This window comes from Streptomyces guryensis, assembly GCF_021261325.1.
GTDB classification, from domain to species: Bacteria; Actinomycetota; Actinomycetes; order Streptomycetales; family Streptomycetaceae; genus Streptomyces; species Streptomyces guryensis.
This window is the reverse complement of sequence record NZ_JAJSBI010000026.1, coordinates 19,791-36,349: the sequence shown is the minus strand read 5'-3', so window position 1 is coordinate 36,349 and position 16,559 is coordinate 19,791. Positions and strand designations below refer to the sequence as shown.

Here is a 16,559-nt window from a genome sequence, read left to right as displayed (position 1 = left end):
TGTGTCGGCCACGCAGCCCGTGGCGCTGCCGCGGCGTCGAAGCCGGGGTGCGGGGCAGGACGACCGGGCGCAGTCTTGGAGGGGGAGCCCTGCGGGTCGTGCCACAGCAGGGGGAGGATCCCGCCAGGTACGGATGGGATGCGCGGGTGACCCGGGCGCCGGGCCCTGGCGAAGGAGGCGTACCGGTGAACCGTTACCCGCCGATAGCCGACCACGGCATGGTCGGTGATCTTCAGACCGCCGCGCTGGTGTCCTCCGAGGGAACGATCGACTGGTGGTGCACACCGCGCTTCGACGCACCCAGCGTCTTCGCCTCCCTGCTCGACAGCGAGCGGGGAGGCTACTGTCGGCTCGCGGCGGACCATGCGGACGAGGCCGAAGCCACGGTCCGGCAGTTGTATCTGTCGGACACCGCCGTCCTGGTCACCCGGTTCATGGCCCCCGACGGGGTGGGCGAGGTGGCCGACTTCATGGAGCCGCTTCCCGCCTCCGCCCCCACCGACCGGCACCGCCTCGTGAGGGTGGTGCGGGTGGTGCGGGGCAGGCTGCCCTTCACGCTGGTCTGCCGGCCCCGGTTCGACTACGGCCGCGCCTCACACACCCTGGAGCGCGGCGACAGAAGCTCGGCCGTCTTCCACGGTCCCGACCTTGATCTGCATCTCCAGGCAAGCCCCCCGATCGTGCTCGACGACGACGCCGGCGACATCACGGCCCGCTTCACCCTGGAGGCCGGCGAGACCGCCGCCGTCGTGCTCACCAGTGCATCGCACGGTGGAGCCGCTCCACCCCCGCTGTCCCGGGACCTGATCCGCGGCGAATTCGACTCCTGCCGGGCCTTCTGGCTGGGCTGGCTCCGCTCCTCCACCTACCGGGGCCGCTGGCGGGACATGGTCAACCGCGCGGCGATCACTCTCAAGCTGCTCACCTACGCTCCGACCGGGGCACCCATCGCGGCTGCCACCGCGGGCCTGCCGGAGCAGATCGGCGGTGAGCGCAACTGGGACTACCGCTACACCTGGATCCGTGACGCCTCGCTGTCCGTCCGCACGTTGATCGATCTCGGCTTCACCGAGGAGGCGCTGGCATTCCGCCGTTGGCTGCGCAGCCGTATCGAGACCGGTGAAACGGCTTCGGGTGAGCGTCTGCAGATCATGTACCGGGTCGACGGGGATCCCAGGATCTCCGAGGAGAGCCTCGATCACCTGGAGGGCTACCGGGGCTCGGCACCGGTGCGGATCGGCAACGGGGCAGCCGACCAGATCCAGTTGGACATCTACGGTGAAGCCGCCGACGCCCTGGCTCCGGCAGGTGACTTCGGGGGCCTGGCAGGATGGCGCGCCTTCGCGGCCATGCTGGACTGGCTCGCCGACTCCTGGGACCGGCCCGACGAGGGCATCTGGGAGACTCGCGGAGGCCGCAAGGACTTCACCTACAGCCGACTCATGACCTGGGTCGCCTTCGACCGGGGCATCCGGATCGCCACCGAGCACGCCAGGCCGGCCGACACCGCCCGGTGGGCGCAGGCCCGCGACAGCGTCTTCGAGCAGATCATCGAACGCGGCTGGAGCCCGAAGCGTGAAGCGTTCGTGCAGCACTACGACTCCGAGGTACTGGACGCGTCGCTCCTGCTCATGCCCCGGGTCGGCTTCCTCTCCCCGCACGACCCGGCCTGGGCGAGCACTCTGGAGGCCATGGACCGGGAGCTGGTCAGTGACAGCCTCGTCTACCGCTACAACCCCGAAGCCTCCCCGGACGGACTGCGCGGCTTCGAGGGCACGTTCAACCTGTGCAGCTTCCTCTACGTCGAGGCCCTCGCCAGGTCCGGACGGCTGACCCAGGCCCGCTACGCGTTCGACAAGATGCTCACCTACGCCAACCACGTCGGCCTCTTCGCCGAAGAGATCGGCCCCTCCGGTGAACAACTGGGCAACTTCCCCCAGGCGTTCACCCACCTCGCCCTGGTCACCGCCGCCATGGCACTGGACGAACAACTCGACCAAGCCGCGGCACAGCCGGTCCCCGGGCCTCCCAGGACAGGTGTATGAATCCCGCGCCTCGCCTCGGCACGCAGCGAGGAGTGCTCCTCCCGCTCGCCCTCGCCCAGTTCATCTGCAGCTTCGCCGGCTCGAACATGAACGTGATGATCAACGACATCAGCGAGGATCTCGATACCACCGTGCAGGGCGTCCAGGTCGCGATCACGATCTTCCTGCTGGTCATGGCGGCCCTGATGATCCCCGGCGGCAAAGCGACCGACCGCTACGGCCGCAAACGCTGTTTCCTCGCCGGGCTCGTCGTCTACGGCGTCGGTGCTCTGCTCAGCGCACTCTCCCCGGGCCTGGGCGTCCTCATCCTCGGCAATTCCATCCTCGAAGGGGTCGGCACGGCCCTGCTCATCCCGCCCGTCTACATCCTCACCACGCTTCTGTTCACCGACATGACCTCACGTGCCCGCGCGTTCGGCGCCATCATGGCCCTCGGCGGCATAGGCGCCGCCGCCGGCCCCCTGATCGGCGGCCTCATCACCTCCGGTCTGAGCTGGCGGGCCGCCTTCGTCTTCCAGGCCCTGGTGATCGTCGCCATCATCCTGCTGAGCCGCCGCGTCAACGACCCTCTGCCCCCGGCCCCCGACCGCCCCTTCGACATCCAGGGCGCGGTACTGTCCGCCGTCGGCCTCATCCTCGTCGTCTTGGGCATCCTGGCCGCCGACAACAACCTGTGGCTGATGACCGGTCTCCTCCTGGCCGGCGTGCTCGTCCTGGCCTGGTTCCTCCAGTCGGTACGCGCCAAGGAACGGGCAGGTCAGGAGCCGCTGCTGTCACCGTCCCTGTTCCGCAACCACACGTCCAACCTCGGCCTGATCACCCAGAACGTCCAGTGGCTCGTGCTCATGGGCACATCCTTCGTGGTGGCGGCCTATCTCCAGGTCGTACGCCACTACGACGCGATCCAGACCGGAGTCATCTTCACCGCCGCCACCCTCGGTCTGCTCGCCTCGTCCCTGGCGGCAGAGCGCCTGGCCGAGCGATACGCACAACGCACCCTCGTCATGGCGGGCTTCAGCCTCACCACCGTCGGTATCGGCGTCCTGCTCGCCCTGGTTGCCGGCTCCCCGAGCGCCTGGGCCTTCGCCCCCGGACTCCTTCTGATCGGACTGGGACTCGGCGTGATGCTGACCCCATCCGTCAACATCGTCCAGTCCAGCTTCCCCGAACAGCAGCAGGGCGAGATCTCCGGCCTGTCCCGCAGCGTCTCCAACCTCGGATCCTCGCTCGGCACGGCCGTCGCCGGCACCATCCTCGTCGCCAACCTCACCAAACACGCCTACGCCGCCGCAATGATCGTCCTCGCGGCCGTCGCACTCCTCGGCCTCACCGCGGCAGCCCTGCTCCCAAGAAACCCGGCGCCTACCGCCAGGTCGCGGTAGGCGCCGGGATCGTCCCTGCCTCTGTCGCCCCGTCCGGCGCCCAGTTCGGGTCGGGCACCGCGGTGTTTTCGGTGTGAGATCGCGTGCGAGATCAGGAAACCTGGCGCGCTGCCGTCCGTTTTGGGGTATTTCGCACTAATCTCCCGTTGCAGCAAGGAGTTGATCTGTCACAGGTCGCATCCACTTCGCTCCACGGAGATGACATGCACAAGCTTCGCAAGGCTGCCGTCCTGGTCGCCGCCCTCGGGAGTGTCGGGCTTCTGAGTGCCGGCGGCGCACACGCCGACGGTGGCACCGGTGTCCAGCAGAGCACCACCTGCAGGTCGCACGACCTGAACATCACCGTCCTCGGTCAGGTCGGGCTCATCGACGGGCTGTTGGGCAACGCGCTCAACGGCGAGGGCAACCCGGGTGGACAGAGCACCCCCATGGGTTCGGACATGGGCTGCAACAACGGCGTCGGCAAGTAGGTCGAAGGCGGCTGCTGCCGCCGGATGAGCGGCCTGCTGGGCGGTCCGCCCAGCAGGCCGTGGCCATCACCGTGGCCTGCTGGGCGGGGCTTGGTTACTTGGCCGCCGGCGGAGTGACGTTCCCGAGGTTGAAGTCGCTCCCTGTCGTGAAGGCGGGAGCCGCGTCCGGGCTGCCGTGGCGCCCGCTGCGGCTGTCGTCGTCGTAGGCCACGGCGTTGGACTGCGAGTTGGCCACCGCGGTCACGCCCTCGTCGTCGTGGCCGTGGTCGTGGGCGAAGCTGACGCCGGCGCCGAAGGCGGACAGGCCCGCGATCGCTGCGGCTACGACGGCAACGCGCTGGAACTTACGCATGGTTAGACCCTTTCTTACCCGGGCGCGACGCCCTGGCTGACTACGTATTGTGACAATATATGCACAGATAGTAGTCATTTGGGATCTTGGGGTTGTTCGCGCGCCGTGTCGTTTTTTCGTACGACCCTCAGCCGCGGCGCGGTCGCCCGACGACCGGTGCGGACATGGACAGGCCCACGAGATCGGTCCATACGGCCTCGCCGACCCCGTCGAGGGTCTGTTTCGCCGCGCGTTCCTCGGCGGTGAGGACGCCGAGGCCGGCCCGGATCTCATAGGGCAGGTGGTCCAGGGCGAGGCGGCGGCCGACGTAGTCCATGACGGAGCCGGCCTGCCTGATGTCCGGGTCGTTGGTGAGACCGGAGGGTTCGAAGCGGGTTCCGACGTAGTCCGCCACGAGGATGTCGAGCGGGACGCCGTGCTGGAGGCCCCGGGTGACGGTCGAGGAGAAGGCGTCCATCATGCCCGCGAGGGTGGAGCCCTGCTTGGCCATGCGGACCATCACCTCGGCGACGCGGCCGTCAGGGGTGTGCGCGACGGTGAGGTATCCCTTGCCCTCGCCGACGCTGAACGACCGGGTCGTCGACCGCATCCGCCTCGCGGGGCGCGGTACGGCAGGCCGGGCCGCCGCCCGCGTCTCGTCGGCCGTCCGTGTCGTGCCGTCCCCGAATCGCTCAGTCATGAACGCCCTCACTCGTCGTCGATCTGCGGCTTCCCGGACATTCGTGGTCCAATTCCGGCAGGGCGCACCCTTGTACACAATCTGTGGGTTTCAACTCGCCGTCGGCCACAACATGTTGGGGTTGAAGATAAGGGTGCGAGGGCGGGGAGCCAGTGGTGGCGCGCCGGAAGAGGGGCCGGTCCGCAGTAAGTTGGGCCGATGACCACGTTGCCGGTGATCCTTCTGCTGTCCGGGAGTTTGCGGGTCGGCTCCACCAACGAGGCCGTGCTGCGCACCGCGCGGGCCGTGGCGCCGTCGGTGGCGCTGGAGACCGTGCTGTACGACGGTCTGGCGGGCCTTCCGCACTTCAACCCCGATGACGACGCGGAGCCGTTGCCGGAGGCGGTGGCCGCGCTGCGGGCGGCGATCGAGGGGGCGGCCGGGGTGCTGGTCTGCACGCCGGAGTACGCGGGGACCCTGCCGGGGGCGTTCAAGAACCTGCTCGACTGGACGGTCGGCGGCACCGAGATCTGCGACAAGCCGGTGGCCTGGGTGAACGCGGCCGCTCCGGGGCGCGGGCAGGGTGCGGAGGCCACGCTGCGGACGGTGCTCGGCTACACCGGCGCCGACATCGTGGAGCCGGCCTGCGTGAGGATCACGGTGGGGCGGCAGGCGGTCGGTGCGGACGGGGCTGTCGCCGATCCGGAGGTGCGCCGCCAAGTCACCGAGGTGCTGCGGCTGTTGGCGGCCCGGGCGGCCGGGCCCGCCTGAGGTACGAGCGCGGCCCGACGTTGCGGGGAGCCGCCTGCGCCCGCCCGTGCGGCCCCAAGCGGCACGACTGCCCGCAGGCTCGGTGGGCGACGGCGGCACTCCCGGAGCCTGGCGAGGTGGGCGGCGTGCGGGCGGCGCTGTCCGCGGCTCCTGCGCGGCTCGCGCTCACCGGGCGGCCCGGCCTGTGACACCTGTGCGCTGTCGCGCGTCAATGAGCGGGTGCGCGGTGGCGCCCTCGCGGCGTGGTCACGCCACAGTTCGGGGCGCCGCCGTACCGGACCCGGTATCCATGCCCTGCCGTCGGCAGGCCTGGAAGGGCCCCACCCGAGGACGGCGACGGAGTCGCCTTCCCCGCGGCTGACCGGCGCAGAAGGTGCAGCCCGCTACACCGCGCCGCGGAGGGCGGGTCGCTTGGCGTGGCGGCATGGGGAAAACGGTGCGGCAGGCGTGGCGGGCCACGGTCCATCTCGTTCTGGCCGCGGCGACGGCGTTCTGCCTGTGGCTCTTCATCACGGTGCTGATCATCACCGTGATCGCCACGCTGGCGGTGGTCGGCGTGGATGCTGCCCGAGACGGTGCTGATCATCCGGCGGATCGCGGGCGCCAAGCGGAGCATGACGGCCGGATGGACGGGGCAGCGGATCCCCGAGGCGTACCGGCCCCTCACCGGGACGCTCCGCGAACGGATCCGTACGGCCCTGCGTGACCCCGGCACCTTCGCCGACCTGCGCTGGATGGCCGCCGACCACTTCTACGGCGCCCTGCTCGTCCTCGCGCTGCCGCTGTGGCCGGTCGGCCTGGTCGTCGACGGGGTGTGGAGCGGACTGCTGCGGCGCACTCCCCTCGTCCTGCCGCTGATCGTGCGCCTCGCGGACCTGGAGGCGAACTGGTCGACCGCCCTGCTCAAGCCGCCCCCGAAGGCTCAACTGGCCGCACGGGTCGATGAGTTGGCGGCCACACGCGCCGACGCGATCGCCGCCCACGGCGCCGAACTGCGCCGTATCGAACGCGATCTGCACGACGGCGCGCAGGCCGACCTGGTCGCCCTGTCCCTGCGGATCGGGCTCGCCAGGCGCGCCTACGACCGGGACCCGGAGTCCGCCCGCAGGCTGCTGGACGAAGCGCAGGCGCAGGCCGAGCAGGCGCTGGCCGATCTGCGCAACGTGGTCCGCGGCATCCACCCGCCGATCCTCACCGACCGCGGCCTGGCCGGCGCCGTACGGGCGCTGGCCGCGAGCTGGGGGTCCCCCCGCTCAAGGGAAGCCGAGAGTGGGGGAGGGCTGCAGGTGACCGTCGAGGTGGACCGGTTGGAGGACGACGGGCTGCGGGCACCCGCCGCGGTCGAGGCAGCCGCGTACTTCGTGGTGGCGGAGGCACTGACCAACGCCGCCAAGTACAGCGACTCACCGCGGGCCTCGGTCCGGCTGGAGCGGCTCAGGCGCGGGCTGCGGGTGCGGGTGACCGACGAGGGACCCGGCGGCGCCGACGAGACGAGCGGCTCGGGACTGCTCGGCATGCGGCGGCGGGTCGCCGCGCTGGACGGGACGGTGGAGCTGTCCAGCCCGGCCGGCGGGCCGGCGGTGATCGACGTACTGCTGCCGTGCGTGTGGTGAGCGCCGCCGGCCCGGGCAACCCTCGGGTCAGCCGGCGCTGAGCTCCGCCAGCGGCAGCGTGTGCTGGGTCTGGAGGACCTTCGCGCGCAGGTAGCGGACGTTGTGGGCGGTGGTGAAGACCCCCGTCGGGACGCGGTCGTGGACGTCGATGCCCAGGTCACGGAGCTGACCGGCCTTGTCGGGGTTGTTGGAGAGCAGGTCCAGGCTGTCGATGCCCAGCGCCCCCAGCATCTGCGCGGCCGCCGTGTAGTCGCGGTCGTCCTCGGGCAGGCCCAGGGCCGCGTTCGCCTCGTACGTGTCGAGGCCCTGGTCCTGGAGGGCGTACGCGTCCAGCTTGTTGTAGAGGCCGATGCCGCGGCCCTCCTGACGGAGGTAGAGCAGCACGCCGCCGCGGTCCGCGATCCGCTCGACCGCCTCCCGCAGCTGGGGTCCGCAGTCGCAGCGGGCCGAGCCGAAGACGTCGCCGGTCAGGCACTCGGAATGCAGGCGGACCAGGGGCGTCGTGCCGGGGGCCGGGTCGCCCAGGACGACGGCGACGTGCTCCTGGCCGTCGGTCAGGCCGTGGAAGGTGACCAGTTCGGCGTCGACGCTGTAGCCGTCCTGGAAGCGCAGCGGGACCCGGACGCGGGAGCGCGGGGTGGCGGCGGGGAAGTCGGGCATGCGGGTCTCCGGGGTCGTCCATATCTGCTTCAGTTTTGAAGCAGGTCCATGGTCGGGAACCCTACCCCATGCTTTAAATTTGAAGCAACGGCTTTTCGGGATACTTCAGGTTTCCGGGCCGCGGCGCGGCCCCCTCAGGAGCACGGCCCGGAGGAGCGGCGGCGCCAGGGGACGTCCTCCGGGGTGGGGCGCTCCTCGTCCCGCTCCAGGGTCTGCGCGAGTCCCGAGAAGATCTCCTCCAGCTGCTCCACCTGCTCCGGGGTCAGCTGGTCGAAGAGCAGTGAACGCACGGTCTCCACATGCCCCGGCGCCGTCCGCTCCAGCACGGCCATCCCCTCGTCGGTCAGCATGGCGAAGCTGCTGCGCTTGTCCCACTGGCAGTCCTCGCGCCGGATCAGACCGTCCTTCTCCAGCCGGGTCACGGCATACGTCAGCCGGCTGCGCGTGATCTTCGCCCGCTCGGCGAGATCGGTCATGCGCAGCCTGCCCTCCGGTGCCTCGGAGAGGTTGGCCAGGATGGAGTAGTACAGATGCGGCATGCCGGCGTCCTGCTGGAGCTGCCGGTCGATCGCGTCCTCCAGGAGGTGCGTCGCCGCGATGTACGCGCGCCAGGCGCGCTGCTCCTTCTCCGAGAGCCAGCGAGTCGTCATGCGACCAGTGTAGGTTTGTTTCAAACTTTAACCAAGCGTCCAGTTCGCAGCCCGTCGTCCCAGCTCCGCCGCCGAGAGTGAGCGCGTCCGATGCCGTACCCGTACGTCCTGCTGTCCGCCGCCGTCTCCCTCGACGGCTACCTCGACGACACCGGCCCCGAGCGCCTCCTGCTCTCCAGCCCGGCGGACTTCGACAGGGTGGACGAGGTCCGTGCCTCCGTCGACGCGATCCTCGTCGGCGCCGGCACGATCCGCGCCGACAACCCGCGCCTGCTCGTGAACTCGCCCGCCCGCCGCGCCGCCCGCGTCGCCGCCGGAGAGCCGGAGTACCCCCTCAAGGTCACCGTCAGCGGCTCCGGCGACCTGGACCCGGACGCGAAGTTCTGGCACACGGGCGGCGAGAAGATCGTCTACACGACCGACAAGGGAGCCGAGCAGGCCCGCGTGGCCGGCCTCGCCGCCGACCTCGTCCCGCTCGGCCCCGACCTCGACTGGCGCCGCGTCCTGGAGCACCTGCACGACGTACGCGGAGTACGGCGTCTGATGGTCGAGGGCGGCGGCACGATCCACACGCAGCTTCTCCAGGAGGGTCTTGCCGACGAACTCCAGCTCGTTCTCGCCCCCCTCTTCGTCGGTGACCCGGACGCCCCCCGTCTCTTCGGCCCCGGCGCCTACCAGCCCGGCCGACTGCGCCTGACGGAAACCCGCCGGATCGAGGACGTCGTCCTCATGCGCTACGAGCCCACGGCTCCCGGCACCGGCCCGCTCGCCACCGCCGCCGACCACCACTGGCTGGCCCTCGCCTGCGACCTCGCGGCGCAGTGCCCGCCCTCCCGCACGGCCTTCAGCGTGGGCGCGGTGATCGTCGCCGCCGACGGCACGGAGCTCGCCCGCGGCCACTCCCGTGAGGGCGACGACCCGGTCGTGCACGCCGAGGAGGCGGCCCTGGCCAAACTGGACCCGGCCGACCCCCGGCTGGCGTCGGCGACCGTCTACAGCAGCCTGGAACCCTGCGCCCACCGAGCCTCCCGCCCCAAGCCGTGCGCGCGGCTGATCCTCGACGCGGGGGTACGACGCGTGGTCACGGCATGGCGGGAACCGGACACGTTCGTGGCGGGGGCGGACGGGAGCGGACTGCTGGCTGGGCGGGGGGTCGAGGTGGTGGTGCTGGAGGAGTACGAGGAGCGGGCAAAGGCGCCGAACCGGCACTTGGCGTAGGTGTTTCAGCGCGGCGGGGGGCGTGCCTTTTCAGCGCCGGTCGCGGCATTTCAGCCCGTCCGGCGTGTGAGGACGAGGCCGCTCAGGCCGGCAGCGGGGGCCTGGGGGCGGCAGCCCGAGCAACGCCCACGACAACCCCCCACCGGCCGATCGGCCCAACAGATCCTGCGGCCGACTCCCCGAAGGGCGACGCTGACCGTGACCGGCCGGAGGCGATCGCGGAGGTAGTGCCAGTGAGGACAGTTCCCAGACGTGCGGCGGCAGCTCTCCTCGTCCTCCTGCTGACGGCGCTCGTGGCCTCCTGCGGCACCGATCCGGGCACCCGCACCATGGCGAGGGCGCTGCCCCCGGGCGCCCCGTTCACCCACCCCGGTGTCCTCGTCAGCAAGGCCCAGCTGGACGTCGTACGCAAGAACGTCATCGCGGGCAAGCAGCCCTGGCTGCAGGCCTTCCTCGACATGCGGGACAGCAAGTACGGCTCGTACAAGTACGCGGCTCAGCCGACCGCGATCGTCAACTGCCCCTGGGGCGGCAAGGGCGCGAAGGGCTGTCTGGAGGAGCGGCAGGACGCCATCGCCGCCTACACGCAGGCCCTCCTGTACAGCGTCACCGGCGAGCACCAGCACGCCCTCAAGGCCCGGGAGATCATGGACGCCTGGTCGGCGAAGCTGAAGCGGCACACCGCGCAGGACGCCCAGTTGCAGTCCTCGTGGGCCGGGTCGACCTGGGCGCGGGCCGCGGAGATCGTGCGGTACGCCCCGGGCGCCGGCTGGCCCGCCGACCGTGTGCGGCGGTTCGCGGCCATGCTGCGCACCGCCTACCTTCCCGAGGTCACCAGGGATCTGCCCGACTACAACGGCAACTGGGACCTCGCGATGACCGACGCCGCCATCGGGATCGCCGTCTTCACCGACGACCACAAGACCTTCGACACGGCCGTCAAACGCTTCCGCGGACTGGTGCCCGACTACTTCTATCTGCGCAAGGACGGCAAGATCCCGCTCACCCCGGCCGGCTCCGACGCCAACACCGTGCAGAAGCTGGAGACGTACTGGTTCAAGGAGACGAAGTTCGAGGACGGGATCGCGCAGGAGACCTGCCGCAACTTCAAGCACGTCGGCTACTCCCTGGCCGCCACCGCGCACATCGCCGAGACCGCCTGGCACCAGGGCGTCGACCTGTACGGCGACGTCAAGGACCGGCTGAAGGCGGCCCTGGACTTCCACGCCCGCTACGAGATGGGGGCGAAGCCTCCGCAGTGGCTGTGCGGCGGCAGGGTCGTCGGGAACATGGGCCCCGACCTGGAGGTCGCCCTCAACCACCTGGAGAACCGGCTCGGCACCCCCGTCCCGGCCGCTCACAAGCTGGTCGAGCAGACCCGCCCGGCCGGCACCGACGACCTCTTCGTCTCCTGGGAGACCCTCACCCACGCGGACAACCCGGCCGACTGACGCAGGCCCTCCGGACCCGGAAAACGCAGGTGAACGGAGGCGGAGACAAACCCTGGCGCAGACAGCCCCGCGGATGGCGTATGCTGGTTACACAACGACGCGGGGTGGAGCAGCTCGGTAGCTCGCTGGGCTCATAACCCAGAGGTCGCAGGTTCAAATCCTGTCCCCGCTACTCAAGGCTCAGGGCCGGAGTCCAGTCACTGGACTCCGGCCCTGAGTGTTTCCCCCGGTCGGGCCATCCGGCTCGCCCCGCGCGCCCGTCCAGGGAAACCTGGAGAGGTGGAGCAGGAGGGGCCGATCTCATACGCGCGCACCTTCGTGCGGCTGCTCCCGGCGCTGCTGATCGTCGGCGGGACCTTTTACGACTACCTCACCCCGTCGCGGTTCACGGCGGGCCCCCTCGTCACCGCCGCGCCCCTGGTCGCGGCTCCCCTCTACGCGCGCCGGGGCACTGTCCTCACCGGCATCGCGACCGTCCTCGTCGTGACCGCGATCCACGCCGGGATGGGCATCCTCTTCCAGGTCGAGGCGGTCACGGAGCTGGTCACCGTGGCGACGGTCGCCGTCCTGGCCGTTCTCATCAACCTCCTCGTCCGCCGCGGCCGTGAGGAGCTCGCCTCGCAGCGCGAGATCGCCGAGGCCGCACAGCGCGCCGTGCTGCCCGAGCCGGCCGAGCGGATCGGAGGGCTCGCGATCGCGGCACGCTACGAGGCCGCGCAGGCGGGCGCCTTCATCGGCGGCGACCTGTACGCGGTGCAGGACAGCCCGCACGGCGTACGGCTGGTCGTGGGCGACGTACGGGGGAAGGGGATGGGGGCGGTGGCCGCCGTGGCCGTCGTCATCGGGGCGTTCCGGGAGGCCGCCGAGCAGGAGGCGACCCTGGAGGCGGTCGCGCAGAGGCTGGACCGGGCGCTGGCGCGCGAGGCGGCGCGGCGCGAGGGCATCGAGTTGTTCGAGGGGTTCACCACCGCCGTCCTCGCCGAACTCCCGCACGGCGAGGGCGTCGTACGCATCGTCACCCGCGGCCACCCGCCCCCGCTGCTGCTGTGCCCGGACGGCATCGTGCACACCCTGCACGCCGGTGAGCCCGCCCTGCCGCTCGGCATGGGCGACTTCGGGAGTTGGCCCGACCGCGCGGAGGAGACGGCGTTCCGCAGCGGGGCCACGCTGCTGCTGTACACCGACGGGCTGTCCGAGGCGCGGGACGAGCGCGGGCGGTTCTTCGAACCCGCCGACCGGCTCTCCGGCCGGCTCTTCCAGGACCCCGCCGCGCTGCTCGCCACCCTCGCGCGGGAGGTGCACCGGCACGCCGGGGAAGCCACGACGGACGACATGGCGCTGCTCGCCGTACGACGGCCCTGACCGTCTTCACCGTTCCTCTTCACCATTCCCTCCTGGAAGTGACCGGGTGTGATCGGGTGAACCCCCTCCGCATAACAACTGACATACCGTCAATGCCTTGGGATTCCTGAGGCGGGGTCAACTCGCCCGTTTTTCGCCGTTCATGCGCTGTCTGTCCAGGTCGGAAAGGTTAATGATCAAGCGGAAGACCTTGGAATCGGCACCCCGGGTCTATTAACGTTCGATAACGCAGCGCGGTCGTCCCAGCCGTCACAAGAGGCGGCTCCGTGCGCACGCGCCGAATCCCGCAAGGGAACCGGGGAACCACCACCCTGGGGTGAATCGCACGGATGCCGTCGTGGCAGCACGGCAGGTATACGCGCGTAGGAGACCTTCCTGCTCCGAACCCGTCAGCTAACCCGGTAGGCGAGAAGGAAGGAAAGGAGCACGCCCACGTGGCGTCCAACCCGCCTGCCCCGGCAGCCCCGTTCGTGCCGAGCACCGAGCCCTTCGGCTTCGCCGTCCGCCGCACCGACGAGGGCCCGTGGGAGGAGTGGAATCCCACCGAGGATTCCATCGCCCCGGTCCGCGGCCGGCACCGTGTCGCCAAGCAGCGCGGCGGGGGACTCGCCCGCAGCTCCACGGTTCTGGGTGTCGGTGTCATAGCCGCCGTCGGCGCGGGCGGCATGGCCAGCGCCAACACCGGCAAGCCGCCGGTGTCGATCTCCATGCCCGATCTCGCCTCCGTCGGCCATGTGTTCGGCGGTGGCTCCGACGCCCCCAAGGGCTCCGCGACCGCGCTCAGCGACGTCCGTACGGCCTCCACGGGCACCGCGCAGGGCGCCAAGGGCGCCGGTGAGGCGCTGCGCGACCGGATCATGGCGCAGGCCGAGTCGCAGCAGGTCCAGATCGACAGCAAGAGCCAGGCGGCCACCGAGGCGGCCCTCGCCAAGCAGATCGACGACGCCGCCGCCAAGGCGGAGAAGGACGCGGCCACCAAGGCCCAGGCCGCCAAGGAAAAGGCGGAGGCGGCGGCCAAGAAGGCGGCCGAGGCCGTGAAACTCGCCGAGCTGGCCAAGCAGTACACGCTGCCGGTCGTGTCGTACACGATCACCGGCACCTTCGGTCAGGCCGGTTCCATGTGGTCCTCCGGCTACCACACGGGCCTCGACTTCGCCGCCCCCACGGGAACGCTCATCAAGGCCATCCACTCCGGCACCATCACACAGGCCGGCTGGGCGGGCGCGTACGGCTACCGCACGATCCTCACCCTCGACGACGGTACGGAGCTCTGGTTCTGCCACCAGTCGTCGATCAGCGTCAGCGTCGGCCAGAAGGTCAGCACGGGTGACGTCATCGGCCGCGTCGGCGCCACCGGCAACGTGACCGGCCCGCACTGCCACCTCGAGGTCCACCCCGGCGGCCAGGCCACCGGCATCGACCCGATGCCGTGGCTGCGCAGCAAGGGCCTCAACCCCTGACACCCGTACGTTCTCCGTCCGTACCCGGAGTGCCGTAATCCGCTTGTTTACGGGATCTTTGCGCCCGTTGCGGAAGACCGGCCTCCGGGGCGGGCGTTGACGTAGACCATGACTTCCCCTTCTCTGCGCAAGCTCGGCTCCTCCGGCCTGGAGGTCTTCCCGCTCTCCCTGGGCGGCAACGTCTTCGGCTGGACCGCCGACGAGGCCGCCTCCTTCGCCGTGCTCGACGCCTATGCGGCCGCCGGCGGCAACTTCGTCGACACCGCCGACGCCTACTCGGCGTGGGCCGAAGGCAACAAGGGCGGCGAGTCCGAGACGATCATCGGCAAGTGGGTGAAGGCGCGCGGCAACCGCGAGGACGTGGTGATCGCGACCAAGGTCAGCCAGCACCCCGAGTTCCAGGGCCTGTCCGCCGCCAACATCAAGGCCGCGGCCGACGCCTCCCTGCGCCGTCTCGGCACCGACCACATCGACCTCTACTACACCCACTTCGACAAGCCCGAGGTGCCGGTCGAGGAGATCATCGGCGCGCTCGACGAGCTGGTGCGGGCGGGCAAGGTGCGGCACATCGCCGCCTCCAACATCACACCCGACCGGCTCCGCGCCTCCCTGGAGTTCTCCGACCGCGAGGGCCTGGCCAAGTACGTGGCCCTGCAGCCCCACTACAACCTGGTCTCGCGCGACACCTACGAGGGCGAGCTGCAGGACCTGGCCGCGCGCTACGGCCTGGCCGCCGTCCCCTACTACGCCCTCGCCTCCGGCTTCCTCACCGGCAAGTACCGGCCCGGCACGAAGGTCGACAGCCCACGGGCGGGCGGCGCGGCCAAGCACCTGGAGTCCGAGCGCGGGCAGCGGGTCCTGACCGCCCTGGACGGGATCGCCCGGTCCCACGACGCCCCGGTCGCCACGGTCGCCCTGGCCTGGCTCGCGGCCCGGCCGACGGTCGCCGCCCCGATCGCGTCCGCGCGGACGGTGGAGCAGCTGCCGGCACTGCTGGCGGTGGGCGAGCTGACGCTCACCGAGGCCGAGGTCACGCGCCTGACGGAAGCGTCTGCCTGACCGTCGCCGCCTGATGTCCTACGACCGGTACGGGTTGTACGCGGGATTCGGCACCGCCGGGTACCCGTACGCCCCGTACACCGGCCAGGGCGGTGCCGTCACCGGCGTCGGGGGCGCCGTCATCCGCGCCGCGTGGTCCAGCGCCGGGCGCGCCACCTCACGGCGCCGCCACAGCTCGTGCAGCAACTCCCGTTCCCTGACGACGAAGTCGGCGCCGGCGCGGCCACGCCGGCCCCGGTGCCGCAGGAAGGCCAGGGAGGTCGCGTACGCCTCGTACTGTGCGACCGCCCGGGCGGCGGGCTTGCCGAGGTGGTGGGCGGCGTGTTCGCGGGCGAGCCGGCGCGCCCGCATCGAGCCGAGGGCGTAGGGCTCGGCGGGGGTGAGCCAGCCGGCGACGGCGTAGGCGGGCAGCTCCTCGCGCACGGTGCGCAGTTCGCGCTGGCGGGTCCAGATGACCAGCCAGGTCAGCAGGCCGAACGCGGGGACCATGAAGGCGGCGTACACCGCGAAGAAGCCGTACTCGCCGAAGTTCGAGGAGCCGTTCCAGATCGCGTGCATGCTCATCGCGAGCAGCAGTCCGCAGAGCGGGACGAGGACGCGCCGCAGGTGCTGGCGTTCCGCGGAGAGCGCGGCGATGCCGAAGCCGATGCCGGTGAGGACGGTGAACAGCGGGTGCGCGAACGGGGACATGATGATGCGCACGAAGAACGTCGCCGCGGTGACGGAGGCGATGCCGCGGTCGCCGGTGAGCTGGTCGGTGCCGAAGGCGGTGCCCAGGTAGAGGATGTTCTCGGTGAACGCGAAGCCGGTGGCGGTGACACCGGCTATGACGACGCCGTCGACGATCCCGGTGAAGTCCCGTCTGCGGAACAGGAAGACGAGCAGCACGGCGGCCGCCTTCGAGGACTCCTCGACTATGGGCGCTATGACGGTCGCGCCGAGGGTGTCCGCGCTGGACGGGTCGGCGGTGGCCGTCGCTATCCACTTCGTGGCGAAGCTGTTGGCGACGATCGCTATCAGCGCCGCCGCGCAGGCCCCCCAGGCGAACGCGAACAGCAGGTTGCGCCAGGGGCCGGGCGCGACGCGGTCGAGCCAGCGGAAGGCCGCCAGGAGCAGCGGCACGGGCAGAACGGCCAGCCCGAGCCCCACCAGGAACCCTTCGGTGCCGGTCTGTTCGCGCACCATGGCCAGGATGACGAGGCCGGAGAGGGCGAGCAGCGTGCAGAGCGCGCCGTACCGCACTGATCTGCGCTGCCACCAGTGAGCGTGCCCGAGCGCACCGCCGGCCGGGCTGCCGGGGTGTGGCGGATGCGTCGGGTACGGGGGAAAGGTGGCCACGGCATTGACCCTAACGAGGGAGGGCGCCGCCCGCGACGGTACTTCGGATTGCCCGCAGGGCCGTGGGGCT

The 16,559-nt window shown here is 70.9% G+C and carries 14 protein-coding genes, 1 tRNA gene, 1 pseudogene and 1 riboswitch; of the genes and pseudogenes, 11 read left to right on the top strand and 5 right to left on the bottom strand.

What is annotated here, in order from left to right:
- Nucleotides 1-185 precede the first annotated feature (185 nt).
- From LJ657_RS36965 to LJ657_RS36955, 3 genes are all read left to right on the top strand, one after another.
- Nucleotides 186-2,045: a glycoside hydrolase family 15 protein gene (locus tag LJ657_RS36965; RefSeq protein ID WP_232653313.1), complete on the top strand. Its 1,860-nt coding sequence runs from the start codon at nt 186-188 to the stop codon at nt 2,043-2,045.
- Entirely contained in the window at nt 2,042-3,427 is a 1,386-nt protein-coding gene (locus LJ657_RS36960) for an MFS transporter (protein WP_232653312.1), read from the top strand. Before LJ657_RS36965 ends, LJ657_RS36960 begins: the two co-directional genes overlap by 4 nt.
- Nucleotides 3,428-3,630: 203 nt before the next feature.
- Nucleotides 3,631-3,897, top strand: coding sequence for a hypothetical protein (locus tag LJ657_RS36955; RefSeq protein WP_232653311.1), 267 nt, complete (start codon nt 3,631-3,633; stop codon nt 3,895-3,897).
- A gap of 94 nt (nt 3,898-3,991) precedes the next feature.
- Here LJ657_RS36955 and LJ657_RS36950 read toward each other — a convergent pair whose 3' ends face one another.
- Together LJ657_RS36950 and LJ657_RS36945 are read right to left on the bottom strand one after the other, a co-directional pair.
- Nucleotides 3,992-4,249, bottom strand: coding sequence for a hypothetical protein (locus LJ657_RS36950; RefSeq protein ID WP_232653309.1), 258 nt, complete (start codon nt 4,247-4,249; stop codon nt 3,992-3,994).
- Between the two features lie 127 nt (nt 4,250-4,376).
- Entirely contained in the window at nt 4,377-4,928 is a 552-nt protein-coding gene (locus LJ657_RS36945) for a TSCPD domain-containing protein (protein WP_232653307.1), read from the bottom strand.
- A 198-nt stretch (nt 4,929-5,126) separates the two neighbouring features.
- Here LJ657_RS36945 and LJ657_RS36940 point away from each other — a divergent pair, with 198 nt between their 5' ends.
- Together LJ657_RS36940 and LJ657_RS36935 are read left to right on the top strand one after the other, a co-directional pair.
- On the top strand, nt 5,127-5,678 hold the full coding sequence (locus tag LJ657_RS36940; RefSeq protein ID WP_232653305.1) for an NADPH-dependent FMN reductase: 552 nt from the start codon (nt 5,127-5,129) through the stop codon (nt 5,676-5,678).
- Nucleotides 5,679-6,102: 424 nt separating this feature from the next.
- Nucleotides 6,103-7,291, top strand: a pseudogene (locus LJ657_RS36935) (sensor histidine kinase).
- Between the two features lie 27 nt (nt 7,292-7,318).
- Here the strand turns inward: LJ657_RS36935 and LJ657_RS36930 are convergent.
- Nucleotides 7,319-7,951 (bottom strand): GTP cyclohydrolase II, encoded by a 633-nt coding sequence (locus tag LJ657_RS36930; protein WP_099929894.1) that lies wholly within the window; start codon nt 7,949-7,951, stop codon nt 7,319-7,321.
- A gap of 134 nt (nt 7,952-8,085) precedes the next feature.
- On the bottom strand, nt 8,086-8,601 hold the full coding sequence (locus tag LJ657_RS36925) for a MarR family winged helix-turn-helix transcriptional regulator (protein ID WP_232653303.1): 516 nt from the start codon (nt 8,599-8,601) through the stop codon (nt 8,086-8,088).
- Nucleotides 8,602-8,691: 90 nt separating this feature from the next.
- Here LJ657_RS36925 and LJ657_RS36920 point away from each other — a divergent pair, with 90 nt between their 5' ends.
- From LJ657_RS36920 to LJ657_RS36895, 6 genes are all read left to right on the top strand, one after another.
- Nucleotides 8,692-9,819: a dihydrofolate reductase family protein gene (locus LJ657_RS36920; RefSeq protein ID WP_232653302.1), complete on the top strand. Its 1,128-nt coding sequence runs from the start codon at nt 8,692-8,694 to the stop codon at nt 9,817-9,819.
- Nucleotides 9,820-10,046: 227 nt separating this feature from the next.
- Nucleotides 10,047-11,270, top strand: coding sequence for an alginate lyase family protein (locus tag LJ657_RS36915; protein ID WP_372488023.1), 1,224 nt, complete (start codon nt 10,047-10,049; stop codon nt 11,268-11,270).
- 98 nt (nt 11,271-11,368) lie between these two features.
- Nucleotides 11,369-11,442: transfer RNA gene (locus LJ657_RS36910), tRNA-Met, on the top strand.
- Nucleotides 11,443-11,549: 107 nt separating this feature from the next.
- Entirely contained in the window at nt 11,550-12,632 is a 1,083-nt protein-coding gene (locus LJ657_RS36905) for a PP2C family protein-serine/threonine phosphatase (RefSeq protein ID WP_232653300.1), read from the top strand.
- 265 nt (nt 12,633-12,897) lie between these two features.
- A riboswitch (cyclic di-AMP (ydaO/yuaA leader) is annotated at nt 12,898-13,055 on the top strand.
- 11 nt (nt 13,056-13,066) lie between these two features.
- A complete protein-coding gene (locus tag LJ657_RS36900) occupies nt 13,067-14,092 on the top strand; it encodes a M23 family metallopeptidase (protein WP_232653299.1) in 1,026 nt (341 codons plus the stop codon).
- A 108-nt stretch (nt 14,093-14,200) separates the two neighbouring features.
- Nucleotides 14,201-15,151: an aldo/keto reductase gene (locus LJ657_RS36895; protein ID WP_232653298.1), complete on the top strand. Its 951-nt coding sequence runs from the start codon at nt 14,201-14,203 to the stop codon at nt 15,149-15,151.
- An 18-nt stretch (nt 15,152-15,169) separates the two neighbouring features.
- On the opposite strand, the gene LJ657_RS36890 is transcribed toward LJ657_RS36895, so the two are convergent.
- Nucleotides 15,170-16,489 carry a PrsW family intramembrane metalloprotease gene (locus LJ657_RS36890; RefSeq protein WP_232653297.1) on the bottom strand — a complete coding sequence of 440 codons (1,320 nt, stop codon included), beginning with the start codon at nt 16,487-16,489 and terminating at the stop codon, nt 15,170-15,172.
- Nucleotides 16,490-16,559 lie beyond the last annotated feature (70 nt).